The following is a 25228-nucleotide window of genomic DNA, read 5'->3' on the forward strand; positions in this document are numbered from 1 at the left end:
GCGGACATTCACCGACGCGCCGTCCACAGTCTTCCGCTCTGCCGGGCATCTGAACTCATTCCGCGCCGCCATCGTCGCCGGCTTACGCGCGGCGGCCCGTCGCTACCCCACCGACCCGGAACTACGCCGACCGCACCCGCGCCATCAACCGGGCTGCGTGACCAACTCCTAGAGTTCTTCCTTGCGTTGGAATGCGCTTTCGACTACAGCGCTCGAAGGACGCGCTGGTTCCGCTGACCGGCTACCAGACACCCGCTGCCGCTGCCCTGCGGTGGATCGGAAAGGCCTGTCTGGCCGGCTGGCTCGCCAACCGCAGCGTGCCCAATGCCGCGGTGATCGCAGCGGCTGCCGTCAAGGCTGCCCACGCCCAGCACACCCAGGTCCCTGGCGAGAAGACCGCAGCCGCCATGACGCACACACTGGCCCGCGCGGTCAGGGACCTGGACGCCGGGATCACGCGCGTCGACGCGCTCATCGAGGGACCGGTTCCGCCAACACCAGCACGCCAAGACCATCGTGAGCATGCCCGGCACCGGCACCCTTCTCGGTGCCGAGCTGATCGCCTGCACTGGTGGCGACCTGGCCGCATTCAGTGCCTCAGCCCGCCTGGCCGGGTCACAACTATTCGGGTCCCTCACCGAGGGTGTCCATGCCTGCGCCGGTATCGCGGCAGAGTGCACCGACTGTGCACATACGCGTATGGCTCCGCATCACCGGAGTATGGCTCACCCGGCCGACCGCTGGTTGAGTCAAGCATGCGACCAAGCCTTTGCCCGAGAAACAGTCACTGTCGGGCAACATGACACAGCATCATGAGGAAAGACCAGACAACGCAATGACCGGAACAACGCCTCGAAATCCGTGGGACGCATTGATTCCCACCTACGAGCGGTGGATGGAGCCTTGCTCGGCAGTGCTCGCGAAGGCGGCACTGGACCAAGCCGCACCGAGCGCGGGCTCAGCTGTTCTGGACGTGGCAGCGGGTACGGGCGCATTGGCCGTCGCCGCGGCCGAGCGTGGACACAGCGTCGACGCAATCGATACGTCGTCAGCGATGGTGGGCCGCCTGACTGAGCGTTTGAAGCCGTATTCCGGATGTTCCGCCAAGGTGATGGACGCCCTGGACCTGCGCTACGGCGACGATGAGTTCGACGCGGCGTTCTCGATACTCGGCGTGCTGGACTGCGGAGACCAAACGACGAAAGCACTCGCCGAGATGGTCAGAGTGGTGCGCCCTGGCGGCGTTGTCAGTGTGGCGCACTGGGCAGACCCCGTGGGAGCTCCGTTCTTCACACCCCTGGGCCGGGCCATCAACCGCCTCAACGACCCCGGCCTGGGCAAGTTCGTGGCCCCGTTGAGCGAGTATCTGAAGCAGTCGGAAATCGAGCACGCGCTGAGCCAGGCCGGATGCCATGACGTCCGCCTGGAAAGCATCCAGTTGCAGTGCGTCATGCCCCAGCCCGAGACGTTCGTGGACGAGCTGCATCCGATCTTTCGCATGCATCCTCAGTACCTCACCGCGGTTTCCCTCCATCGAAACCGCTTCAGGACGATTCTGGCCGAGGAAGTGCGCGCCATGGAGACCGGAGAACACGGTCACCCCATCGCACGAGCCAATATCGCGTCCGCTCTTGTTACTCACGATGCCTCCCAGGCCAAGCCGTCCATCATCGAGGCGCCACACGATCTCACCAGGCGTCGCGGACCTGCTCGTCATGGATGAGACGAGCAGATGAGGGTCGACGGCATCGGCACCTCACTTCCCGCCTCCGCCATGCACGACGGGCATTACCGCCCTGCTTCGGCGTCTCGAAGTCCACCGGCCACCGGCCACCGGCCACCGCCGACACCTCGTGGTGGCTGAAGCCCCGAGCGCCACCGGTCATCGCAACGATCTCACCGGTATTGCCCGGCTGCGCGAGGCGTGATCCGCCTCCCGTTTCGCCGGGCGGCGCCGACTGTCGGGCCGACCACGGCGTGCCGGTGGCTCTGCCCGGCTGCACCTCAGTGGTAGCGGTGAATACGACCCTGTGCACCGCCACCCTTCACATCGCACGCACTGAAATGAACTGAAATGATAGGAAAGTCATGACCTTCAAGGCTGAGTACATCTGGATCGACGGCACCGAGCCGACGGCCAGGCTCCGTTCGAAGACGAAGATACTGGCGGACTCCGAAAGAACAGCCAAGGGTGCCGAGCTGCCGATCTGGGGCTTCGACGGGTCCTCCACGAACCAGGCCGAAGGCCACGCCTCCGACTGCGTGCTGAAGCCGGTCTTCTCCTGCCCGGACCCGATCCGCGGCGGCGACGACGTCCTCGTCATGTGCGAGGTCCTCAACACCGACATGACGCCACACCCGTCCAACTCCCGCGCGCAGTTGGTGGACGTGGCCGAGAGGTTCGCCGCGCAGGAGCCGATCTTCGGCATCGAGCAGGAGTACACCTTCTTCGACGGCTCGCGCCCGCTGGGCTTCCCCGAGGGCGGCTTCCCGGCCCCGCAGGGCGGCTACTACTGCGGTGTCGGCGCCGACGAGATCTTCGGCCGTGAGATCGTCGAGGCCCACCTGGACAACTGCCTCAAGGCGGGTCTGGGCCTGTCCGGCATCAACGCCGAGGTCATGCCCGGCCAGTGGGAGTTCCAGGTCGGCCCGCTGTCGCCGCTGGAGGTCTCCGACCAGCTGTGGCTGGCCCGCTGGCTGCTGTACCGCACCGCCGAGGACTTCGGTGTCTCCGCCACCCTGGAGCCCAAGCCGGTGAAGGGCGACTGGAACGGCGCGGGCGCGCACACCAACTTCTCCACGAAGGCGATGCGCGAGGGCTACGACGCGATCATCACCGCGTGCGAGTCGCTCGGCGAGGGTTCCAAGCCGCTCGACCACGTCAAGAACTACGGCGCCGGCATCGACGACCGGCTGACCGGCCTGCACGAGACGGCCCCGTGGAACGAGTACTCCTACGGCGTCTCCAACCGCGGCGCCTCGGTCCGTATCCCGTGGCAGGTCGAGAAGGACGGCAAGGGCTACATCGAGGACCGCCGCCCGAACGCCAACGTCGACCCGTACGTCGTGACGCGTCTGATCGTCGACACCTGCTGCACCGCCCTGGACAAGGCCGGCCAGGTCTGACCCCACGTCATACCGCGGCCCCGTTGCCCGCGCCCCCCAAGGCGCGGGCAACGGGGCCGCACCACCGCAGGACTCCGCCGGGAGAGGGACCACGGCCACTCCCTCATTGACCAGGCGCCCGGCGAATCTTTCCCAGTTGGGCTGCGGTGAGTACCTCGAAATCGGCCCCGGGCTCAGCGGGTGTCGCCGTCCGGGAAGTGCTAGCCGCGCGGTGGGCGACCGCGACGGCGGACCATGCGACCTGGAATGTGGCGTGCCGGGGCGCGGGCCGGGCCGCAAGCACGGGCGTCGCCGCGAGCGTGTCCGAGGTCTCTGCTCACTCCAGAAACATCGTTCGTATGCCCAGTAGCTCAAGGGCATGCATGTTCAACAGCCTTCAGGGAGGCTTGTCCGATGCCGATCGACGAACTGAGCGGCGCTGTCCAGTACGTGATGGATCTCTTAGGCATCTTCGCCTTCGCCCTCTCCGGGGCGTTCCTCGCAGTGCGCAAGGACTTCGACATCTTCGGGACAGTCATTCTCAGTGAGGCGGCGGGCCTCGGCGGCGGCCTCTTCCGAGACGTGGTCCTCGGGGTCACCCCCGTCGCCTTCACCGATCTCGGCTACTTCTTCACACCCTGCGCCGCCGCGGCGATCGTGTACTTCGGCCACCGTCTCATCGACGACGACAAAGTGCGGGAAGGCAGGCTGTTCGACACATCCGACGCAGCGGCGCTGGGACTCTTCAGCGTCACCGGCACGGTCAAGGCGCTCGCCCACGGCTTCAACATTCCCGCTGCCGTCACCCTCGGCTGCGTCAGCGCCTTCGGAGGCGGCGTGCTCGCCAGTCTCCTCGCGCTCGAACAGCCGGCGCTGCTCCGCTGGAACCACGACCTGTACGCGCTGCCGACCCTGGCCGGCGCGACCTTGACCGCCCTCCTGCACTACACCGGACTACTCAATGTCGGCACCGCCATCGGCACCTCGCTGTTCGCCTTCGGACTGCGGCTTCTCGCCCTGCGCTACAACTGGCGCACCCCGCGATCCCACTTCTGGCGCGACCCGTTCTCGGGGATGCGGCACCAGCCGCCGACCGCGAAACCGGACCCCGCCGCAACACCAGCACAAGCCGTCGAATCCGACACGGTAAGAATGCCGCGCATCGAGGCGGACTCATTCATCCATCGCAGAGACGACACCCTGCCCATGAAACGAACCCCGGCCCCCGGCCAGGACCCGCGGCTCCTCCTCAACCGATCCGAGAAACGGAATACTCACGGCCGAGATCAGACGTCACTAGGGCAGACGTCACAAGACTGACGGAGCGTTTGAGCGCATTTGGCAACAGAGCCCCCTACGTCGGCGTGCTCGACCAGACGCCGTCCAACAAGCCGGCGATCACGACCACCTCGGCCCGGCAATGCCGAACGACTCCTTGTCAGCCCCGTTGCTCCGCCTGCCCCTTCTCCAGCACGACGGCGCTGGTGCGGTTGGTGTTGGCGTCCTCGATGCACCCGCACAGCCGCATCACGTCGTGCGAGGGCAGGGCGGGCCGGACGACGCCCGTGTACACGCCGTCGTCCAACCGGTTGAGCGCGGCGTCGCCGTTCTCTGCCGCGGTGGAGCGGCGGCAGGTCTCCCACAGGTCCTGGGCGGCGAGCTGGACTGCCTGCGGGCTCTGGTCCCCGCGGGTTTCCACGCGGAAGACCATGGTCGTGTTCGCGGCGTCCGGCGCACCAGCACGAGGCCGGCCACGGCCACCAGCACAGCGATCGCCTTTCGGCCGGTGCGGGCGGGCGGTACGGCCGGCTGGTCCTGCGCTACCCCAGGAACTGGCCTGCCCAAGGCCGCAGGGCCTGAGGGAGGGGCGTCGGTTGACCGGTGCCCCCCTTCCGCGTACACGCGCGCCTCAGTCCTCGGCGGACAGCTCGCCCGAGAAGGCGGCAGCCATCCGCAGCCAGGGTGCCGCCTCGTCGCGGCGCCCCTGGCGTTCCAAGGTGCGGCCCAGCATCAGGTGGGCGTAGTGCTCCACCGGATCGCGGTCGATGACCTGACGTCTGCTCCGGGACCTCCTCGACGAGGTCGAGGAGACGGGCGGCACCGATGAAGTCCCGGGCCGCGAAGAGCAGTTGGGCCCTCTCCCAGCGCTCGAGGACGGTCTCCTCGTGCTCCTCGTGCGGTCCGCCGACGCCGTTGTCGAACAGGTGCAGGGCACCGGCCCAGCGGTCGGGCGCGACTCCGTCCTGCGCCGGGTAGTCGTTGAGGTTGTCGAAGCTGTCGAAGTTGCCGGTCATCAGTCCTCCCTTCCTGCCGGCTCCTGCGCGAGGCCGGCGCCGCGGGCGGAGAGCAGCGAGACATGGGTGGGGGCGTCGGGTACCTGGGCCGGCCGGCTCTTGGCGAACTCCTTCCGCAGGACGGGAACGACCTCCTCTCCGAGCATGTCGAGCTGCTCCAGCACCGCCTTGAGCGGGACTCCGCCGCCGTCCACCATGAACAGCTGACGCTGATAGTCACCGGCGTACTCGCGGAAGGACAGCGTCTTCTCGATGACCTGCTCCGGGGTACCGACAGTCAGTGGGGTCTGCTCCATGTACTCCTCCATGGACATCCCACCGCCCATCACCGGTGAGCTGTCGAAGACCGGACGGAACTCGCGGATGGCGTCCTGGGAGTTGCGGCGCATGTAGACGTGGCCGCCCAGACCCACGATCGCCTGCTCGGCGCTGCCGTGACCGTGGTACGCGTACCGCTCCCGGTACAGGTCGATCATCTTCCCGGTGTGCTCCTTCGGCCAGAAGATGTTGTTGTGGAAGAAGCCGTCGCCGTAGTACGCGGCCTGCTCGGCGATCTCCGGCGAGCGGATGGAGCCGTGCCAGACGAAGGGCGGTACTCCGTCCAGCGGCCGCGGCGTGGAGGTGAATCCCTGGAGCGGTGTGCGGAACTTCCCCTCCCAGTCCACGACGTCCTCGCGCCACAGCCGCCGCAGCAGGGCGTAGTTCTCGACGGCGAGGCTGATCCCGTCGCGGATGTCCTTGCCGAACCACGGATAGACCGGGCCGGTGTTGCCGCGGCCCATCATCAGGTCCACGCGGCCGTCGGCCAGGTGCTGGAGCATCGCGTAGTCCTCGGCGATCTTCACCGGGTCGTTCGTGGTGATCAGCGTGGTGGCCGTGGACAGGATGATGCGCTCGGTGCGGGCGGCGATCCAGCCCAGCATCGTCGTCGGGGACGACGGCACGAACGGCCGGTTGTGGTGCTCGCCGGTCGCGAAGAGGTCCAGGCCCACTTCCTCGGCCTTCTGCGCGATGGCGACCATCGCCTTGATCCGCTCGTGTTCCGTCGGCGTACGGCCCGTGGCCGGGTCCGTGGCCACATCACCAACGGTGAAGATGCCGAACTGCATCGTGATCAACCTTTCCTTGAAGTTGATGCATCAACTATAAGCTTATCAACTCGCCCCGGCGCATCCGTATTCCGGCTGCACGCGTCAGCCATCCCCAGCCACGGACACGGGCACGGGCACGGAGACGGGTACGGGCATGGACACGAGCACGGGCCGGCCGATCAGCACCGCTCGCCTCCAGTCGCTCGACAACGCGGTCCGCCACGCGGGCGAATGTCAGGAGTTCCTCGGGAGTCAGGGGTTCGATGAACAGGCGCCGAACCTCACTGACATGACAGGGCGCGGCTTCCGCGATCACCTCCCGCCCCTCTGGTGCCATGACCACGAACATGCCGCGGCCATCCTCGGGACATTCCTGCCGGATCACCAGTCCGCGCTTCACCATGCGAGAGACCTGATGGGACATCCTGCCCTTCTCCCACTCCAGGCTCCTGACCAGATCCACATGCCGCATACGACCGCCGGGCGCCTCCGCGAGGCGAGACGAGCACGGCATAGTCGGATGCGGACAGGCACGACTCCGACTACAGACGGCGGGACAGCCGTCCGCCGAGCCTCTCGTACATCCGAATGACACTTCGCCAGGCTTGCCGCTCCACCGGGGTGAGCCACTGCGATTGTTCGTCCATCCGAACGAGTGTGCGCGATTGGTTGACTCGTCATCTGCCGATGGACCGTGATTCTCGACCACCCCTCGCCCGCCCGGACGATGCCGTTACGACCGCGGCCGACGAAGCTCAAAAGGGCTACTTGTCGCGCGACCCGGTCACTTAGTTGACACATCACTCCTGCTTCCCTATGTTCCTGGGTGACGACCTTCGTTGACGAGACAACCAATGGTCTGCACGCCCCGGCCGGGGCGCGGGCCACACTGGAAGGGACCACCCCCATGTACATCACCGCCGCCGTCCTCAGCGTGCTGCTCGCCCTTGTGGCGCTGTCTGCCGGCGCGCCGAAGGCAATGCTGAAGGGCGACGTGTCCGCGGGGCTCCAGTCCCACATGGGCCTGAGCGCCGGGCTGGTCCGCTTCATAGGACTGGCCGAGGTCGCCGCGTTCGTGGGCCTGGTCATGGGGCTCTTCTGGCAGCCTCTGGGTATCGCGGCCGCCGTCGGCTTCGGGATCACGATGATCGGCGCCGTGGGCTTCCACGCCAAGGTCGGCGACTACGCCAACCCCGCCACCCGCGGAAACTCCATGGCCCCCATCATCCTCGCGCTGGTCTCCGCGGCGACCGCCGTCACACTCGGTCTGGCCATGTGAGCCCGCCCTGAGGAGCGCATTGGACCCCGGAAGCGCGGCGCGACCTGTCCTGCCCTGACTGTCCCGTGCCGCGCTTCCGGCCCCTTTGCAGATCCACACTTGAGGGAAGCAGGGTCTGCGTTTCCCACGTCGCCTACCCCTTCTACGGGGTGAGGGGCTGTTCGGCCCAGATGGTCTTGCCCGTCCGACCGTAGCGACAGCCCCAGCGCGTGGTGAGCTGCGCCACCAGGAACAGGGCGCGGCCACCCTCGTCGGTGTGGCTGGCCCGCCGCAACCGTGGCTGGGTGTTGCTGGGGTCGATGACCTCACAGATCAGCACGTTGTCCCGGATCAGACGCAGCCCGACCGGGCCGCCGGCGTAGCGGACGGCGTTGGTGACCAGTTCGCTGACGACGAGTTCGGTGGTGAAGGCGAGGTCGTCGAGGCCCCACGCGGTCAACTGGCGGGAGATCTGCTCCCGTGCCTGAGCCACGACGGTCGGGTCGGCCGGGAAGGTCCAGCTCGCGATGTCCTCGCCCCGAACGGCGCGCGTACGGGCCAGCAGCAGCGCGATGTCCTCGCGGACCGGCGGTTCGCCGATGTCTGCGAGGACGGAGCGGCCCAGCGCGTCCAGGGGAACACCGATCCCGTTCTGGAAGGTGACATCGACCGTGCCGCCCTGGCGGTGCCGCAACAGGGCCCGGCCCCCGGCCGGCAACCGGGTGCCCTGCAAGGGTCCCGCGCACGACGCATCGGAGGCATCGGAGGCATCGGCGATCAGGGCCCCCAGCGGCCGGCCCCGGACATCCGCCGCGTCGTAGCCCACAAGCTCCGCGGCCGCCAGGGACCACTGGCGTACCGTGCCGTCTTCGTCGAGTACGGCGGCGGCATCGAAGGCATCGAGGGCGAAGGAACCACTGCCGACATGGTCGCTGGATTCGCTCATGGCACTCCTCGCTCCGTTCGGCACCTCGCAGCGCTCTGCCGGAGCTCTTCCCATCATCGGCACACACGCTTGTTGACACCTCATCGATCATCCCGCCAGGATGATGCGTCACCTAGTCGCGCGCCTCCTTTCACTGCGAGGGTTCCCATGACTGCACCAGCCTCTTCGCCCGGGGCAGGAACGGAACCGGCCCCGGACCCGTCCGCGCCCCCGTTGCTGAGCCCTCGCGAACGCACCGTCGTCTTCGCCACCATCGCCGCGGGCATGCTGCTGGCCTCCCTCGACCAGACGATCGTCGGAACCGCACTGCCGACGATCGTCGCTGATCTCGGTGGCGGTTCACACATGTCCTGGGTGGTGACCTCCTACCTGCATGCGCAGGGCGGGGGTGGCCACGACAAGCCGGCCACGATGGCGGCCTGACGTCAGGTCAGGCGCGGCGGCCGTAGGTGTGCGGGTCGACGGGCTGCCGGGACTTGGCGAGCCGGTCGACGACAAGTCGGTAGGACTCGGTCACGAGCTCCTTCACCAGCGTCTCGTCGATCGTGTTTCCGCCTTCCAGCGTGATCCAGTGCTTCTTGTTCATGTGGTAGCCGGGGGTGATCTCCACATGCTCTTGACGCAGGGCGGCCGCCTCGTCGGGGGCCGATTTGAGAATCACCATGGGCTCACCCGTCACCTGCGTCATAAGCATGAAGACCTTGCCGCGTACCTTGTACACCTCCCACTCGGGGCCGAACGGGTGCTCCAGCCCGGCCCCGGGCAGTTCATCGGCGCAGTCGGCCGCGGTCCTCTGCAGTGTTTCTCCGTCCAAGGTCGTCCACTCCTCGATTCCCATCGCGGCGGGCCCCGCGTTCACCATCCTTTCCCAGCGGACGACGGTCCGGTGGGTAAGCTGCGGACACATGATGGTCGACAGGCGACACTCGCGGCGGTCCGAGCGGGGTCCCTCGGCCCTCTTCGTCTCGCGGCCCGACTCCGCCGCACGCGCAGAGTCCGAGTCCGAGTCCGAGTCCGTCCCGCTGTACGGCTTCCAGCCCCCGGTCGGTACCCCGTACGGCCTGGAAGTGACCACCGTCGAGGACTTCCACGCCGACCACGACGACTGGCCGTGGAATCCGCCCCGTCCGGGCCGAGCCACCTTCCACTACCTGATCCTCGTGACGGAGGGTGAACTGCAGCACGACGTCGATCACGTCACGCGCACCGTGGCTCCTGGCCAGTGGCTATGGGTGCGCCCCGGGCATGTGCAGTGCTGGCACGACCCCAGCACCGCCCGCGGCCCCTTCATCCTGTTCGAGCCGGAGGCGCTCCGGACCGACATCGCCCGCCGGCTGGCTCCCCTCACCTCGCACGACGCCCCCGCCGTGCTGACCCCGCATCCCGATGACGCCCCCTGGCTGGAGCAGACCGCGTTCCAACTCCTCGACGAACACCGTGCGTTGGGACGCCGCCCGCTCGCGGCCCATCACGCCCTGCGGTGCAGCCTCCTCGAAGCCCTGCTCCTACGCCTCGCCAACTCACCGGACGTCGCAGGAGCTCCGGCCACCGCCGGAACCGCTTCTTCGGCGGTCTACGAACGATTCCTGGACGCCTTGGAGCTGCACTACCGCGAGCTGCACCGCGTCGACGACTACGCCCGGCTGCTCGGCTGTTCCGTACGAACCCTCAGCCGCGCCACCCAGGTCGCCGCCGGCACCGGAGCACGGCAGGTCATCGACCGGCGCCGGGCGCTCGAAGCACGCCGTCTGCTCGGCCATGCCCGGTGGACCGCCCGCGCGGTCACCGACCACCTCGGCTTCACCGACACGGCCAACTTCGGCCGCTTCTTCCGGCACCACACCGGCCTCACACCCGCCGCCTACGCGGCTCGTCAGGCCACCGCGGAGCCCTGAGACTCCCCCGCCGGTGGATATCCCAAAACCTCGCGCGACGTCTCATGAGGATTCCACTTCTGGCCCGCGCCCGGGGATCCCTAGGGTCACAGGCATGGACAAACCGAGCGTCATCATCACTGGGGCAGGCTCCGGCATCGGGCGGGGTATCGCCCGCGCTTTCGTCGACGCGGGATACGAGGTCTTCGCGAGTGACATCTCCCAGGAACGCCTGGAGGAGACGAAGGCCGAGTTGTCCTCCCCCTCGTCGCTCCACCTGCGGGTCGTGGACGTGAGCAGTTACGACAGCGTGAGCGCGCTCGTCGACGAAGTGGTCGAGGCCACCGGTTCCCTGGACGTCATGGTCAACAGCGCCGGCATCTTCGACGGGTATGCCGACGTGCTCGAGACGACCCCGGAACTGTGGCACAAGGTCATCACGGTCAACCTCACCGGCACGTTCATCGGCTGCCGTGCCGCCACGAGGGCCATGATCGGCCAGAAGTCCGGCCGCATCATCTCCATCCGTTCCGTCGCGGGTCAGCGCGGCGCCGCCGACGGTCTCGCCTACGTCACTTCCAAGGCCGGTATCGAGGGCCTCCACCGCCGGCTCGCGATCGACGTGGGTCCGCACAACGTCACGGCGAACGTCGTCGCCCCGGGTGTCATCCGCACCAACCTGCGCGCGACCTCGGAAGAACTCCTGGGCGACTTGGTGTCCAGCCAGAACCGCGGGATCGGGGTATCGCCCGAGATCATGGACTTCCTCATCCCCGCGGCCCGCTAACCCGACCCCGGCGAAGTCGCCTCGGTCGTGCTGTTCCTGGCCTCCGAAGGGGCTTCCTATGTCAATGGCCAGGAGATCCGCGTCGACGGCGGGTGGAGTGCCACCTGAGGCCGCTCTCGCGCCCAGGGATGTACACGTCAGAAGCAGTCGGGCAGCCACTGCCACCGATCGAGCTGAAAGGTCCGACCCGTGATACAGACGGTACTCACCGAGACTCTCGGCATCGCCCATCCCATCTGCTCGGCGGGGATGGCGCGCGTGGCCCAGGCGCAACTGGTGGTGGCGGTGAGCAACGCCGGAGGCATGGGGTGTCTCGAAGGCGCCGGCTTCATGCCGGACACACTGCGGGACCCGATCGAGACGATCAAGAAGGGGACCGACAAGCCGTACGCGGTCAATCTACTGCTGCCGGACGCCCTGACCACCGAGGACCAGCAACAGTGGGCGCCCGTGCGCGAACTGTGGGACTCACTCGACGACCAGGAACGCACCAAGCTGTCGGGCATCGAGGCGCTGCTGACGCCGGGCGCCGTGGCCGATCAGGTGCAGGTCGTGCTGGACGCGGCTCCGGCTGCGGTGGTACTGACCTTCGCCACGCCCGACTGGTTCATCCGGGAGTGCAAGGAGCGGGGCATACAGGTCTTCGCCCTGGTCGGCTCGGTGGGCAAGGCGCGTGAGGCGAGCGCCGCGGGAGTCGACTTCATCGTCGCCCAGGGCACCGAGGCGGGCGGCCATACCGGGTACGCGTCGACCAGCTCGATGTGACGCTGGCCCGGAGTTCGGTGAGCCTGGTCGTCGGCGCCCTCGGTGTCACACCGGACTGGGTGGTGAAGGCGGCGCACGCCAAGAGCGTCCAGGTCGGTGCGCTCGTCGGCACCGCCCGGCACGCGGTGAAGCAGCGTGAGGCAGGGGTCGACCTCATCGTCGCGCAGGGCACGGAGGCGGGCGGCAGCGTCGGCACCGTGGCGTCGATGGTGCTCTGGCCGCAGGTCGTGGAGGCCGCGGCCGGCGTTCCGGTGCTGGCCGCCGGCGGTGTGTCCCGCGGCTCGCACATCCTGGCCGCGCTGTCCCTGGGCTGTCAGGGTGTGTGGACCGGGTCGCTGTGGCTCGGCACCGCGGAGAGCGAACTCAGCCTGGAGATGCGGGAGAAGCTCTTCGCCGCCGAGTCGGAGGACGCCCTCCTGGCGCGGGTCATGACCGGCAAGCCGGGACGGATGCTGCGTACGAAGTACGTCGACGCCTGGCAGGCTCCCACCGCTCCCGCGCCGCTGTCCTGGCCGATGCAGTCGATCCTGAACGGCTACTCCTACAAGCGGGCCGAGCACGCACGCGACCTCGACTACTGGACCTACGCCGTGGGCCAGGTGGTCGGTGACATGAAGGGCCACACCACCGTCAAGTCCGAGATCACGCGGCTGCTCAACGAGTACGTCAACGCCCTCGACCATCTCCAGAAGGTCACGGACGTCGACTAGTCCCGATGCGCGACGGTGTCGTGCTGCGGGCGGACGTCTACCGTCCCGAGGGACAGGGACCCTGGCCTGTCATCGTCTCCCGGACGCCGTACGACAAGACGGACAGCTCTGAGCTGCTGTACCTCGACCCCGTGCTGGCCGCGCGGCGGGGGCTCATCGCCGTGGTCCAGGACGTACGGGGGCGGTTCGCCTCCGAGGGCGAGTTCGTGCCGTTGGTGAACGAGGCCGCCGACGGCACCGACACCATCGAGTGGGCCGCTCAACTGCCCGGCTCCAGCGGCGCGGTGGGCATGTGGGGCATCAGCTACCTGGGCAATGTGCAATGGCAGGCGGCGGGCCTCAAGCCCGCGGCGCTGAAGGCGATCGCCCCCTCGCTGACCTTCCGCGAGACCGACAACGGCCTGGCGTTCCGCGGTGGCGCGCATGAGCTCGGCCTCGTGCGCAGCTGGGCGCTTGCGATGGGCTTCGACGTGCTCGTTCGTCGCCATGCCGACAACGAAGAGGAACTGATGAAGCAGGTGGCCGCGCTCGCCGCCGCCTTCGACGGCATCCCCGGGCCGACGTATCACGAACTGCCCACCGGCACTGACCCCGTCGTCGCCCGGTGGGACCTGCCGAACCTCGCGGACCGCGCGACCATGGCCGCCGGTGACGTCCCTGCGCACCAGGAGAACGTCACGGTGCCCAGTCTGCATGTGGCCGGCTGGTACGACCTGTTCGTCCAGGCCACGATCGACAACTACACGGCCGCGGCGCAGCGGACGGGGGCCAAGCTGGTGGTCGGGCCCTGGAACCACATCGCCCAGACAGCGATGCAGGGCGACATCAACTTCGGTGTGGCAGGACACGGTGCCGCCATCGACTTCTCCACGTCCATTCTGGGCCTGACCTTCGACTGGCTGCATGCGTGTCTGACCACGGGCGAGGCCCCGGACGACGACCTGCCCGTGAAGATCTACGTCATGGGCGCGGGCGAATGGCGTTCCGAGCCGGAGTGGCCGCTCAGCCGCGCCGTCGACACCCGCTTCCACCTCGGCACCGACGGCAGGCTGACCGTCGACGGCGAAGCGGGCCAGGGAACGCTCGCCTTCACGTACGACCCGCAGAACCCGGTACCGACCGTCGGCGGCGCCACCTGCATGCCGCATCCGCCGTCCGGCTCCTTCGACCAGCGCGTGGTGGAGGAGCGCGACGACGTCCTCGTCTTCACCACCGACGTGCTCACCGAGGACGTCGAGGTGACGGGGCGGATCACCGCGTCCCTGACGGCGGCGACCGACGGTCCCACGACCGACTGGGTCGTGCGCCTGTGCGACGTCCACCCGGACGGCCGCTCCTACAACGTCGTCGACGGCATCACCCGCGTCGAGACCGTCCCCGGCGAGGAGTCCACCGTCGAGGTCGACCTGTGGTCCACGAGCATGCTGTTCAAGAGGGGACATCGCATCCGCGTGCAGGTGACCTCCAGTTGCTTCCCGCGCTGGGACCGCAACCTGAACACCGCCGACGGCCTCCGCACCGGCCAGATGCGCGTGGCGTCCCAGACTCTCCATGTCGGCGGGGAGGCCGGGTCGTTCGTCACGCTTCCCATCGTCTGACCGGGCCGACGGGCACCACACAAACGAGGCTCCTGAGCCGTTGAGTGAGGCGTTGACGTCTCAACTCATCGGTTCGGGAACCTTGTTGGTTCACCGGGACTGATCATGGGAGGAGGCGTCCAAGAGCCTGGGCGGCCGGGTTGTCACGCTCACCTCCGGGACCTCACCCAGCCACTTCTCGACTTCCACGAGCGCGTGCTGCGCCGTCGTGGCCTGGGACAGGCTCGACGCCGGCCGGTCCGCGGTCAGCACGTTCGGGTTGCCGTGGCGGCAGAATGACGGGTCGTCAGGGTCGGGGTCGTACCAGGCGCCCGCTGAGAGCTGGACCACGCCGCGCCGGATCGCGTCCGACACCACCAGGCCCACCAGGCAACTCCCGCGCTCGTTGTGGACCCGCACGACATCGCCGTCCGACAGGCCGCGAGTTGCCGCGTCCTGGGGATGCATCCGGAGCGGCTCCCGCCCCGCGACCTTCGCCTTCTGGCTCGTATCGCCGATGTCGAGCTGACTGTGCAGCCGGGTCCTGGGCTGGTTCGCGATCAGGTGCAAGTGGCGGGCCCCGGAACTGCCGAGCCATTCGTCGGGAGCGATCCAGACGGGGTGGCCGGGGCAGTCGTCGTATCCGAACCGGGCGATCGTCGACGAATGGATCTCGATCTTTCCGCTGGCCGTGGACAGCGGACTCGCGCCGGGGTCACGCCGGAACTCCGAGAACAACACCTGGTCCTTGTCGACGACGGGGATCGCGATGTTCTCGCTGCCCCAGAACGTGTCGAAGTCGACGACCTCGATGTCGCACTCCGCGAGCCTGCTCCGCCACGCCTCGTACAGGTGGTGAAGCCATCCCATGACGTCTCGGCCTTCGGTGAAGCTCTCCCCTCGGCCGAGCCTTTCCGCGAGAGCGGAGAAGATCGCGTAGTCGTCCCGTGCCTCACCGGCCGGCTCCGTGAGGGCGGGCATCGGGAAGAAGGCCGGGTCGTTGCGGCCGGCACCGTAGTCGTGGCGCTCGAACGACATCGTCGCCGGGAGCACGATGTCGGCGTGCCGTGCCGTGCTGGTCCAGAACTGCTCGTGGACGACGACGGTGGCGGGCTTCGTGAACGCCCGGCGGAGGCGAGCCAGGTCCTGGTGATGGTGGAAGGGGTTTCCTCCCGCCCAGTAGATCAACTCGATCTTCGGAAGAGTGATGCGCCGCCCGTCGAAGTCGATCTCGCGGCCCGGCGTCAGCAACATGTCCGAGATCCTCGCCACCGGGATCCCCGACGCCTCGGCATTGTGGCCCTGCGGGAGCGAGGGAGCACTGGCCACCCGCTTGGGGAGCCCCACGTCGGCCGTCGCGCCGTAGCCGTGCTGGAAACCACCGCCCGGCAGCCCGATCTGTCCGAGCATCGCCGCCAGGGTCACCCCGAGCCAGATGGGCTGCTCTCCGTGCTGCTGGCGCTGAAGGGACCAGCTGAGGTTGATCATCGTTCGCGATGCGGCCATGTCGCGGGCGAGGCGCACGATCCGATCGGCGGGGACGCCAGTCAGGCGCTCCGCCCAGGCAGGGTTCTTCGGGATGCCGTCGACCGTGCCGCGCAGGTACGGCAGGAACTGATCGAACCCGACGCAGTGCGTGGAGAGGAAGGCACGGTCGGCGAGGTCCTCGGCGTCCAGGACGAACGCGAGGGCCAGCATCAGGGCAGCGTCGCTGCCGGGCAGGGGCGCGATCCACTCGGCCTTGGCCTCGGCGTACGTGTCGTCCGCGATCGGCGATATGTCGATGAAGCGGCATCCTCGGGCCACCGCCCGCCGGATCGCATCCCGGGCAGGGTGCCGGCCGATCCCGCCGGAGCTGATGCCGCTGTTCTTCTCGGACAGGCCGCCGAAGGAGATGAAGAGGTCGGTCGTCCGGCTGATCACGTCCCAGGAGGTGGCGCCCTTCATGATGGTGCCGGTGGTCCCCACCACGTGCGGGAGCAGGATCCCGGAGGCGCCGTAGCTGTAGTCGCCCCATCCGGCGACGTATCCGCCGAGGGTGTTGAGGAACCGGTGGATCTGACTCTGGGCGTGATGGAACCGGCCCGCACTGGCCCAGCCGTACGATCCCCCGTACACAGCGGACGGGCCGTGCTCGGCATAGACGCGTCCGAGTTCGCCGCTCACCAGGTCGATGGCCCGTTCCCACGACACCTCGACGAAGGGTTCGGTGCCGCGGCCCGAGCCGCTGCCGGGGCCGTGCTCCAGCCAGCCGAGGCGGACGGCCGGCCGGAGCACCCGCGTCGGGTGGTGCTGGGCGGACGCCACGTTGTGGATGAGGTCGCGCGGATCGGGATCACCTGACCACGGACGGACGGAGTTCAGTGACCGCCCGTCCGTCTCCGCTTCGAAAGCTCCCCAGTGGGTCAGATGCGTCGGCATGATCACGCTCCGTTGTCACGGGCCTCTGGCCCTTCAGGCTAGGCATGCGTGCGGAGAAGCAGACACTGGTGAACAGCCGACGTCCAGGCTCATGGCTGGTGCGCCTTCCGAGAGCGGGTTGACAGGTCATCCAGTAGTGTCCGGACGAGTGACCTTCGGTGCGTCCGGTCGCACGACTCGCACAGCGATCGGCGTCCGCTGCCACTGCGGGCCCGCGGGCAGAAAGGACGGGCGCTGACATGACTGGCCCCATGGACGTCCTGACTAGGATCGAGGCGGTCCTGTCGAGGATCGAGGCGGCCGGAGTGTCCGTGGAGAACTCGGGGCTCCGGCTCGCCGCGTATTCCTACGACGCGTCCAACTACCGCGTTCCACCGCTGGCCGTCGTCTTCCCGCGAAGCGTCGACGATGTCGTCGCGGTCGTGAAGGCATGTGCCGCCACACGATCGACGAGACGTCCGGCACGGCCGATGTCGATCGTCGAGGCCGCGGGATGCTGCGGTGTCGCGGGCACCTTCGGGTTCGAGGCCGAGCACTACGACGTCTCCATGAAGGTCGCCCAACAGGCTCTCGCCCCCGCCCTCGAGCGGGCCGCACCGGGCACACCGGTCCTCGCCGACGGGTTCAGCTGTTCCATGCAGGTCAGGCAACTCGCCCCCGACCGGCGGAGCTTGCACTTGGCCGAACTCATCGACCCGGGGACGGCCAAGGACTGAAGTCACCGTCTCGTGGGGACCGGCTCATCAATAGTCAGAGCAGGCCGTGTGCGCGGGCGTTGGCGATCAGTTGGGCCCGGTTGCGGGCGGCGAGCTTGTGCATCATGTCCCGCAGATAGGACTTGACGGTGTTGACCGACAGGTTCAGCTCGTCGCCGATCTCGGGGTTGGTGTATCCGGCCGCGACGAGGCGCAGCACGTCGTACTCGCGGGCGGTGACGGGAGCGCTGTGGGAGGCGGGTGTGTCGGTGTGGAAGGCGCCGGTGCGCAGGACGCTGCGGATCGCGTCGCGCACCGCCGTGCCGCCGGCGTCCTTGACCAGCAAGCCGCAGGCACCGGCCTCCAGGGTGGGAGCGACGGCGGCGTGTTCGGGGAACGCGGTGAAGAGCAGTACGCGGCTGTCCGGACTGACCCGGTGCAGCGCAGGGACGACATCGGCGGCCAGGCAGTCGGGCAGCCGCAGATCGAGCAGGACGACATCGGGCGTCTCCCGCGCGCACAGTCCGATGGCCTCGGCTCCGGTCGCGGCGTGCCCGACGACGGTCATGTCGGGGTAGCGGTGCAGCTGGGCCGCGACGCCGTCGCGGACGACCGGGTGATCGTCCACGACCACGATGCGCGTGGGGCGGGTGGTCAGCATGGCAGCCTGGCCCGCCACACAGTGCCACCGTCCGGGTCGGACACCACGCGGACGGAGCCGCCCAGCCGGCTTAGGGCTTCGGCGGTCTTGGTGAGGCCGAGCCCTGGCTCGTGGTCAGGTCCCAGTCCCACGCCGTCGTCGTGCACGGCGACGGTCAGCACCGAGCCACCGCGCCCCACCGACACGGTCACTGCACTCGCCCGGGCGTGCTTCTCGACGTTCAGCAGCGCCTCGCGGACTCCTGCCAGCAGCACCTCCGAGCGGGACGGCGGGAGTTCGGGAGGGTCCTCGTCCAGGATGACGAGTGCGGCGGGCACGCCGGTGCGGTCGGAGAACGCCTCGCAGTCGGCGCGCAGTGCGACGCCGAGCGCCAGCGCGGCAGGGGACGAACGCAGCATGCGCAGGGACTCGCGAAGCGCGGTGGTGGCGTCCGCCGCCTGGCGCTGAAGGCGGTCGAGCCGAGCACGTACCTGGGGATCGGCGCCCGCCGAATCGGCGAGATCGGCCATGCCGGACCCGAGGGCGAACAGCAGCGCGCCCACGCTGTCATGGAGGTCGGCCGCGAGGCGCTGTCGCTCCTCATGGATCGCGATCTCCCGGGTCAGGCGGGCGCGCTCGGCGATCGACAGGGCGAGGGCGGCCTGCGCGGCCACCGCCGAGGCGCGGTCGAGTTCACGGTCGCCGAAGGCTCCCTCGCTGCGCGGCCCGATGGCGAGGACACCCAGCGGCTCGCCGTCCCGGACGAGGGGCACGGCCAGAACCCTGCGCACCTCCTCCGCCGCCATGTGCCGGTCGAAGGTGTGCGTGATCTCGGCGCTGCCGAAGTAGTCGTCCACCCACTCGGCCCGCCCGGACCGGAACACCTTGCCGGTCAGTCCGGTGCCCGGCGGCACCCGCAGCGCGCGCAGCACTCCGGTCCGGTCGCCCACGACGTGCTCGAGGGTCAACTCCCCCGCCGTGCCGGGGCGAGCCGTCCAGGCCACCTCGGACTCGTCGGCCAGCAGCGCGAGGGCGCGGCGCAGGGCCTCCCCGCGGTCCAGCGCCACGAGGAGTTCCGCGTACTGCCCGCCGAGCTCCAGCAGGGGGCGGTGAAGCATGGTGCCATCAAACACCGGGCCGACCTGCGGTGTCACTGCCCGTACGCCTTGATCAGCTCACGCCGCATGACCTTGCCGGTGGACGTCTTCGGCAGGTCGTCGACGAACCGGACCATGCGCGGCCGCTTGTACGCGGCCAGTGACCGTCCGGCGAATTCGATCAGTTCCTCCTCGGTGGCGCCCCGGCCCGGAGCGAGCACCACGTACGCGCAGGCCAGCTCACCCTTGACCGGGTCGGCCACCGGTCCGACGGCGACCATGGCGACCGCGGGGTGTGCGGCGAGTACGCGCTCGATCTCGGCCGGGTAGACGTTGTACCCCCCGGTGATGATCATGTCCTTGCGGCGGTCGACGATGAAGACGTGCCCGGTGTCGGTCATCGAGGCGATGTCACCGGTGTGCAGCCAGCCATCCGGCTCGATGGCCTCCGCGGTGGCCTGCGGGTTGCCGTGGTAGCCGAGCATCACGATCGGGCCGCGCACCATGAGCTCACCGGGCTCGCCGCGGGGAGCGTCGCGTTTCACGTCGTTCAGCTCGGCGATACGCACCTCCACGCCCGGCAGCGAAACGCCGATCGAGCCTGGGACGGCCGGGGAGTGCAGGGCATGGGTGATGCCCAGTCCCGCGATCTCCGTCATCCCCCACAACTCGATCAGAGGTGCCCCCGAGCGGGCCTGCCACCGCTCGATCGTCGACAGCGGGATGGTCTGACCGCCGACGGTGCAGCGGGTCAGCGACGACAGGTCGGCGCCCTCCAGCGCCGGGTGGGCGAGCATCATCGCGTACATGGCGGGCACGCCCTCGAACATCGTCGCGGAGTGCTCGCCGATCAGCCGCAGCGCCTCGCCGGGGTCGAACCGTTCCATCAGCACCACGGTGCCGCCGGCCAGGAAGGTGCTGTTCACGACCACGTTGCCGTAGACGTGCGGGGCGGGCAGTGCCGTCACCACGACATCCGTGGATGTACGGCCGTGCATGGTCGCGGTCAGCGCGCAGTTCAGCAGCACCGCCCGGTGGCTCTGCACCGCCCCCTTGGGATGCCCGGTGGTGCCGGAGGTGTAGCCGATCGTGCTGGGGGCTGCCGGGTCCGGCGTGAACGCGGGGACCGGCCCGTCGCCGGTGAGCAGTTCGGCGAAGCCCACGGCACCTTCCGGTGGGTCGTCGAACGCGACCACCATGCCCAGACCGGGCAGGTCCCGGGTCAGGGACAGCACACCGGCTGCCTGCTCGGAGCTGGTGAACACCGCGGCGGCGGCGCAGTCGCGCAGCACGAACGCCAGCTCCTCCGACGTGAGCATGACGTTCACGGGGTTGACGACGGCTCCTGCCTTGAGGGCGCCGTGGTAGGCCACCACCCACTCCCACCGGTTCTGCGCGTACAGGGATACCGGTTGTCCCGGCCGCACTCCGCGTGCGGCCAGCGCCGCCGCGATCCGGTCGCTCTCCGCGTCCAGTTCGCGGAACGTCATCGATCGTGCCGTGGTGACCAGGGCGACCTTGTCGCCGTACCGCGTCACGGCATGCCGCAGGATGCCTCCCGGCGAGACCACGTCGTCCACCGCGCACCTCCTCGTCGTCCGGGCCGAGGAGACCGCAGATCCGCCCGGCCCGGCACACCCGAACGGGTGGGTGGTGCCCGACCGAGGCCCTGGGCTCGTGCACCGCCGCGGGCCGCGGGCCGCGGCGTGGTGGCGGTCGGTGTGGACATCGGGCATCCGGACAGGTGCGTGCGGCGGCCTGCCCGCGCGGCGGGCGATGGGTACGGTCAAGTGCGCTCGGCGCGGGCGCGTACGCCGTGGACGGACGCACCGGCGAGACCGCCGACGTCCCGGCCATCGCCGTGGAGACCCTCGACCCCACCGGTGCCGGCGACGTCTGCCGGCGGCGGTGCGGGAAATGCTCCATGACCGCCTGGACCTCCGGCCGGGCGCCGGCTTCGGCTTCGGCTTCGGCTTCAGCTTCAGCTTCAGCTTCGGCTTCGGCTTCGGCTTCGGCTTCGGCTTCGGCGATGAACTCGGCCTCGCGGTCGAGGTGGTCGTGCAGCAGCCAGGACAAGGGAGCGTACGGCGCGCTCGTCTATTTCCATGGCGGCGGCTGGATCGGCGGCGACGTCGCCGGCAATGACGGCTTCACGTACGCCCTGGCCGCCGACTCGGGGGCCGTCGTACTGTCCGTGGACTACCGTCTGGGCCCCGAGAACTCCTTCCCGGCCGCGCCCGAGGACTGCTACGCGGCCTTCCTCTGGACGGTCGAGAACGCCGCGGAACTGGGCATCGCCCCCGAGCGGATCGAGGTCGGCGGCGACAGCGCAGGCGCCAACCACTCGGCCGGTGTGAGCCTGATGGCCCGCGACCGGGGCGGGCCGACGCCGTGCTTCCAGTTCCTGCGCATCCCGGCCGTCGACGACCGCCTCGACACCTCGTCCATGTCGGAACTCACCGGCACGCCAATCATCAAGGGGTCCGACCTGCCGATCGTGTGGGACTTCTACCTGGGCGGTCCGGGGCGTCGGGGTGGCCCCGACGTCTCCCCGTACGCCGCACCGGCCCGCGCCAAGGACCTGACCGGCCTCCCGCCCGCCTACGTCTGCGTCAGCGAGTTCGATCCGCTGCGCGACGAAGGCATCGCCTACGCCCAGCGCCTCCTCCAGGCCGGCGTACCCACCGAACTCCACCTCGTCCCCGGCGCCTTCCACGGTTCCCACGCCATCCCCGGGCCGAAGATCAACGAGCGGGTGAACGCCGAGGCGGTCGCTGTCATCCAGCGCGGCCTGAAGATCGAACACTAGCGGCGGTGAGCGCGGACAGCGTCACATCCATGCCCGGCGCGACATTGCGCGGCTCGCGCCGTACGGTGCCGCGCCGCTCGCTGGAGCAGTGAGCGACCGATCTTGCGCAGCCCGAGCGGACCAATACTGGCTCAATACTTGGCTAGCCACATGTTTGCTGTTATGTTGATTATGTGTCCAGCCACCTAAATCGGGTGGTGACATGAGAGGAGCCGTCATGAAAGCCATCCTGTTCGACCGTTTCGGAGGCACGGAAGTGCTGCACGAGGCAGACATCGAGGTCCCGCAGCCCGGCCCCGGGCAGATCCGCGTCCGCGTCAAGGCGGCCGGGCTGAACGCGTTGGACGGCAAGATCCGCTCCGGGGCACTGGAGGCCAGGTTCCCCACGCCGCTCCCCTCCGTCCCCGGTCACGAGCTCGCCGGCGTGGTGGACGCTCTGGGTGAGGGCGTGCAGGACGTGAAGGTGGGCGATGAGGTACTGGGTTGGTCGGACACCGGCTCGTACGCCCAGTACGCGCTGGCCACCGCCGTGGCCCCCAAGCCCGCCGGCCTCGACTGGCAGCACGCGGTCGCGCTGCCGGTGGCGGGCGAGACGGCCGAACGGGTCCTGGACCTGCTCGGCGTCGCCGCCGGGGAGACCGTACTGATGCACGGCGCGGCCGGAGCGGTCGGCACCCTGGCGGTCCAGCTCGCCACGGCCCGCGGGGCTCGTGTCATCGGCACCGCCGGTCCCGCGAACCAGGACTACCTCACCTCGCTCGGCGCCACCGCGACCCTCTACGGCGATGGCCTGGTCGAGCGGGTCCGGACACTCGCCCCTGACGGCGTGGACGCGGTGTTCGACCTGGCCGGGAAGGGAGCCCTGGAGGACTCCATCACCTTGCGCGGCGGCACCGAGCGCATCGTCACCATCGCCGACTTCCGCGCGCACCAGCTCGGCATCACCTTCTCCAGCGGTGGCCAGGAACGCTCGGCCGCCCGCCTGGCCGCGCTGGCGCAGGACGCCGCGACCGGCAAGGTCGTCACCACCGTCAACGCCTACCCGCTCGACCAGGCCGCCACGGCCCAGCAGGTCAGCGACGCCGGGCATGTCCGGGGCAAGATCGTCCTCACCCTGGACTGATCACGCCCACCCCACTCCTTCCACCACGCCACCCTGTTTTGCCGATCACCACCTGGTCGTCACAACACCGAAGGCCCACCCATGCTGCACTCCCTGTGGACATCGACCACCGGCGGTGGCATCTGCCTCCCGCACCGCCGGGTCATGGCCGCCGTGACCGGTGACCGCTCCACCCCTGCAGGCGTCCCCACAGAGCTGAACGCCGAGTACTACGCGCAGCGGGCCTCGCACGCGGTCGTCATCACCGAGGGAGGCCGGCCCTGCGCCGACGTCCAGGGTTACCTCCTGACCCCCGGCGTCCGCAGTGACGAGCAGATCGCCGGGTGGCGCAAGGTCACCGACGCCGTGCACACGGCCGAAGGCCGGGGCGTCATCCAGCTGATGCGCGCCGGACGCATCTCCCACCCCGACAACATCTCCCACGGGCGCCGACCGGTCGCTCCTTCGGCGATCCGGCCGCAGGGCGTGATGTTCACCGGGGCCGGTGCCCAGGAGTTGCCCACGCCCCGTGCTCTGCCGGCGCAGGAGGTCGCGGCGACCGTCCACGACTTCCGCCGCGCCGCAGTAGCTGCCGTTGCGGCGGGCGCCGACGGCGTGGAGGTCCACGCCGCCAACCGCTACCTGGTGCACCGGTTCCTGTCCGACGACATCAACCATCGCACCGACCGCTACGGCGGTCCCGTCGACAACCGCATCCGCTTCGCCATCGAGGAGGCCACTGCCGTCGCCGACGAGATCGGCGCTGACCGCACCGGCCTGCGCATCTCCCCCGGCAACCCCTACAACGACATCGCCGAGTCCGACACGGCCGAGCTGTATCCGGCGCTCGTGCGCGCCCTCAGCCCGCTCGGCCTGGCCTACCTCAACGTCCTCAACGCGAGCGATGAGGCTTTGCTGGACACCCTGCGCGCGCTATGGCCAACCACGCTGATCCTCAACCGGACCGGCACCGACCAACCCACCCGCGCCAAGGACATCGGCAACGGCACGGCCGGCCTCATCTCCGTCGGCGCCCTCGCGCTCGCCAACCCGGACCGGGTCGAGCGGCTACGCTCTGACGCGCCGCTGAACACCCCCGACCCGGCTACCTTCTACGGCGGCGGAGCGGCCGGCTACACCGACTACCCACCTACACCGTCCGAGGAACCGAACCATGCCCGCCCCGACACCCCGCACCCCCACTACGGCCGGCGAGGGACCGATGAGCTACGCGATCTTCCAGCTCGCCCGCGCTCACCGCGCTCGCGCCGCCGCCATGCTGCGCGAGATGGACCTGCATCCCGGACAGGAACTCCTGCTGATGCACCTCCTTGACCGGGACGGCCAGACCCAGTCCGAGCTGCTCGACACCGTCGGCGCAGACCACTCCACCGTCTCCAAGTCCCTACGGCGCATGCAGGACGCCGGCCTGGTCGTCCGCGAGCCGGCCGAACACGATCGGCGCGTCATGGTCGTCCACCTCACCGACAAGGGCCGTGCCATGCGCGAGCCCCTGGCAGCCATGTGGCGAGCCCTGGAGGAGACCTCCGCGCAGAACCTGTCCGCGCAGCAGGCAGAGTCCTTCGTCCGCACCGCCTACGCCATCGCCGACGCGATCAACAGCCACGCACTTCCGCAAGAAGAGTCCGAGTAACTCCCCCATTTGCACCCCATGTTGACGTGCCCCACGCGATATATGGATGGACATATGGGCATGGGATGCAAATCGCTTCAATGTGGCGGAGTCACTGCTAACCACCGCACGTCAGCGAGAACGGCGGATAGCGGGCCTCAGCGTCATTCAAGCGCCAGCTGTCCCGGTGCAGGCAGGCGGAGCTCATCCGAGGGACGGGCAACACCCCCGCGGGGACGGCGAGCCCTTCCCCGTCGCCAGCCGGGCCGCACATCGATGACGGCCGCATCACCCGCGTCCGGGTCACCTTCGACCTCGGCAAGCTCCTGCAGGCCGAAGGTGACCCGCGCAAGCCGACCCAACCACCACAGGCCCGCCCCCCTTTGAGCGACCCGGCCGACGGCACCCACGTCCGCGCCACCTC

At 69.1% G+C, this 25228-nt stretch carries 19 protein-coding genes and 7 pseudogenes; 15 read left to right on the top strand and 11 right to left on the bottom strand.

What is annotated here, in order from left to right:
- The first annotated feature begins 799 nt into the window (after positions 1-799).
- From G5C60_RS35330 to G5C60_RS35340, 3 genes are all read left to right on the top strand, one after another.
- On the top strand, positions 800-1723 hold the full coding sequence (locus tag G5C60_RS35330; RefSeq protein WP_165265484.1) for a class I SAM-dependent methyltransferase: 924 nt from the start codon (positions 800-802) through the stop codon (positions 1721-1723).
- 365 nt (positions 1724-2088) lie between these two features.
- Positions 2089-3126, top strand: a complete 1038-nt coding sequence (glnII, locus tag G5C60_RS35335) for a glutamine synthetase (protein WP_165265486.1) — start codon at positions 2089-2091, stop codon at positions 3124-3126.
- A gap of 393 nt (positions 3127-3519) precedes the next feature.
- Entirely contained in the window at positions 3520-4425 is a 906-nt protein-coding gene (locus G5C60_RS35340) for a trimeric intracellular cation channel family protein (RefSeq protein WP_165265488.1), read from the top strand.
- 118 nt (positions 4426-4543) lie between these two features.
- Here G5C60_RS35340 and G5C60_RS35345 read toward each other — a convergent pair whose 3' ends face one another.
- The 4 genes and pseudogenes from G5C60_RS35345 to G5C60_RS35360 all read right to left on the bottom strand — a co-directional run.
- A complete protein-coding gene (locus G5C60_RS35345) occupies positions 4544-4804 on the bottom strand; it encodes a hypothetical protein (RefSeq protein WP_165265490.1) in 261 nt (86 codons plus the stop codon).
- A gap of 210 nt (positions 4805-5014) precedes the next feature.
- Positions 5015-5399 (bottom strand): annotated as a pseudogene (locus tag G5C60_RS35350) (tetratricopeptide repeat protein).
- A complete protein-coding gene (locus G5C60_RS35355; RefSeq protein ID WP_165265492.1) occupies positions 5399-6508 on the bottom strand; it encodes an LLM class flavin-dependent oxidoreductase in 1110 nt (369 codons plus the stop codon). Before G5C60_RS35355 ends, G5C60_RS35350 begins: the two are co-directional and overlap by 1 nt.
- A 175-nt stretch (positions 6509-6683) precedes the next feature.
- Positions 6684-7020 (bottom strand): annotated as a pseudogene (locus G5C60_RS35360) (MarR family winged helix-turn-helix transcriptional regulator); the annotation flags it as partial.
- A gap of 296 nt (positions 7021-7316) precedes the next feature.
- Here G5C60_RS35360 and G5C60_RS35365 point away from each other — a divergent pair.
- Positions 7317-7769 (top strand): DoxX family protein, encoded by a 453-nt coding sequence (locus tag G5C60_RS35365; RefSeq protein ID WP_165265494.1) that lies wholly within the window; start codon positions 7317-7319, stop codon positions 7767-7769.
- A 142-nt stretch (positions 7770-7911) separates the two neighbouring features.
- On the opposite strand, the pseudogene G5C60_RS54300 reads toward G5C60_RS35365, so the two are convergent.
- Together G5C60_RS54300 and G5C60_RS54305 are read right to left on the bottom strand one after the other, a co-directional pair.
- Positions 7912-8382, bottom strand: a pseudogene (locus G5C60_RS54300) (ATP-binding protein); the annotation flags it as partial.
- Between the two features lie 90 nt (positions 8383-8472).
- Positions 8473-8778 (bottom strand): annotated as a pseudogene (locus G5C60_RS54305) (PAS domain-containing protein); the annotation flags it as partial.
- Positions 8779-8841: 63 nt separating this feature from the next.
- Here G5C60_RS54305 and G5C60_RS35375 point away from each other — a divergent pair.
- Positions 8842-9075 (top strand): annotated as a pseudogene (locus G5C60_RS35375) (MFS transporter); the annotation flags it as partial.
- Positions 9076-9124: 49 nt separating this feature from the next.
- Here G5C60_RS35375 and G5C60_RS35380 read toward each other — a convergent pair.
- Entirely contained in the window at positions 9125-9508 is a 384-nt protein-coding gene (locus G5C60_RS35380; RefSeq protein WP_165265497.1) for an MmcQ/YjbR family DNA-binding protein, read from the bottom strand.
- A 91-nt stretch (positions 9509-9599) separates the two neighbouring features.
- Here G5C60_RS35380 and G5C60_RS35385 point away from each other — a divergent pair, with 91 nt between their 5' ends.
- The 5 genes and pseudogenes from G5C60_RS35385 (at position 9600) to G5C60_RS35410 (ending at position 14428) form a co-directional block, all read left to right on the top strand.
- Entirely contained in the window at positions 9600-10589 is a 990-nt protein-coding gene (locus tag G5C60_RS35385; protein WP_165265499.1) for a helix-turn-helix domain-containing protein, read from the top strand.
- Positions 10590-10683: 94 nt separating this feature from the next.
- A pseudogene (locus G5C60_RS35390) lies at positions 10684-11463 on the top strand (SDR family NAD(P)-dependent oxidoreductase).
- Positions 11464-11544: 81 nt separating this feature from the next.
- Positions 11545-12120, top strand: coding sequence for a nitronate monooxygenase (locus G5C60_RS35400; RefSeq protein WP_165265503.1), 576 nt, complete (start codon positions 11545-11547; stop codon positions 12118-12120).
- Positions 12117-12830 (top strand): nitronate monooxygenase, encoded by a 714-nt coding sequence (locus tag G5C60_RS35405; protein ID WP_165265505.1) that lies wholly within the window; start codon positions 12117-12119, stop codon positions 12828-12830. Before G5C60_RS35400 ends, G5C60_RS35405 begins: the two co-directional genes overlap by 4 nt.
- Before the next feature lie 5 nt (positions 12831-12835).
- On the top strand, positions 12836-14428 hold the full coding sequence (locus G5C60_RS35410) for a CocE/NonD family hydrolase (protein WP_165265507.1): 1593 nt from the start codon (positions 12836-12838) through the stop codon (positions 14426-14428).
- 90 nt (positions 14429-14518) lie between these two features.
- Here G5C60_RS35410 and G5C60_RS35415 read toward each other — a convergent pair whose 3' ends face one another.
- Entirely contained in the window at positions 14519-16828 is a 2310-nt protein-coding gene (locus G5C60_RS35415) for a molybdopterin-dependent oxidoreductase (RefSeq protein ID WP_165265509.1), read from the bottom strand.
- 239 nt (positions 16829-17067) lie between these two features.
- On the opposite strand from G5C60_RS35415, the gene G5C60_RS51275 reads away from it, so the two are divergent.
- Positions 17068-17544: a hypothetical protein gene (locus tag G5C60_RS51275; RefSeq protein ID WP_206440377.1), complete on the top strand. Its 477-nt coding sequence runs from the start codon at positions 17068-17070 to the stop codon at positions 17542-17544.
- Positions 17545-17578: 34 nt separating this feature from the next.
- On the opposite strand, the gene G5C60_RS35425 is transcribed toward G5C60_RS51275, so the two are convergent.
- Genes G5C60_RS35425 through G5C60_RS35435 form a run of 3 tightly spaced genes read right to left on the bottom strand, consistent with a single transcriptional unit; the run spans position 17579 to position 20840 of the window.
- Positions 17579-18202 (bottom strand): response regulator, encoded by a 624-nt coding sequence (locus G5C60_RS35425; RefSeq protein ID WP_206440378.1) that lies wholly within the window; start codon positions 18200-18202, stop codon positions 17579-17581.
- On the bottom strand, positions 18178-19281 hold the full coding sequence (locus tag G5C60_RS35430; RefSeq protein WP_165265511.1) for a GAF domain-containing sensor histidine kinase: 1104 nt from the start codon (positions 19279-19281) through the stop codon (positions 18178-18180). The genes G5C60_RS35425 and G5C60_RS35430 overlap by 25 nt, the downstream gene beginning before the upstream one ends.
- Positions 19282-19313: 32 nt before the next feature.
- Entirely contained in the window at positions 19314-20840 is a 1527-nt protein-coding gene (locus G5C60_RS35435; protein WP_338146027.1) for a class I adenylate-forming enzyme family protein, read from the bottom strand.
- 449 nt (positions 20841-21289) lie between these two features.
- Between G5C60_RS35435 and G5C60_RS35440 the strand changes: the two genes are divergently transcribed.
- The 4 genes and pseudogenes from G5C60_RS35440 to G5C60_RS35455 all read left to right on the top strand — a co-directional run bounded on the left by G5C60_RS35440 (position 21290) and on the right by G5C60_RS35455 (position 24825).
- Entirely contained in the window at positions 21290-22069 is a 780-nt protein-coding gene (locus G5C60_RS35440; RefSeq protein WP_206440379.1) for an alpha/beta hydrolase, read from the top strand.
- Positions 22070-22286: 217 nt separating this feature from the next.
- The gene (locus G5C60_RS35445) at positions 22287-23192 is read left to right on the top strand and encodes an NADP-dependent oxidoreductase (protein WP_165265513.1); all 906 of its coding nucleotides are present in this window, start codon (positions 22287-22289) and stop codon (positions 23190-23192) included.
- A gap of 81 nt (positions 23193-23273) precedes the next feature.
- Positions 23274-24320: pseudogene (locus tag G5C60_RS35450) on the top strand (oxidoreductase); the annotation flags it as partial.
- Between the two features lie 25 nt (positions 24321-24345).
- Entirely contained in the window at positions 24346-24825 is a 480-nt protein-coding gene (locus G5C60_RS35455; protein ID WP_165265518.1) for a MarR family winged helix-turn-helix transcriptional regulator, read from the top strand.
- Positions 24826-25228: the final 403 nt, after the last annotated feature.

Origin of the sequence: Streptomyces scabichelini (assembly GCF_011045015.1) — a bacterium.
In the GTDB taxonomy this organism is placed as follows: Bacteria; Actinomycetota; Actinomycetes; order Streptomycetales; family Streptomycetaceae; genus Streptomyces; species Streptomyces scabichelini.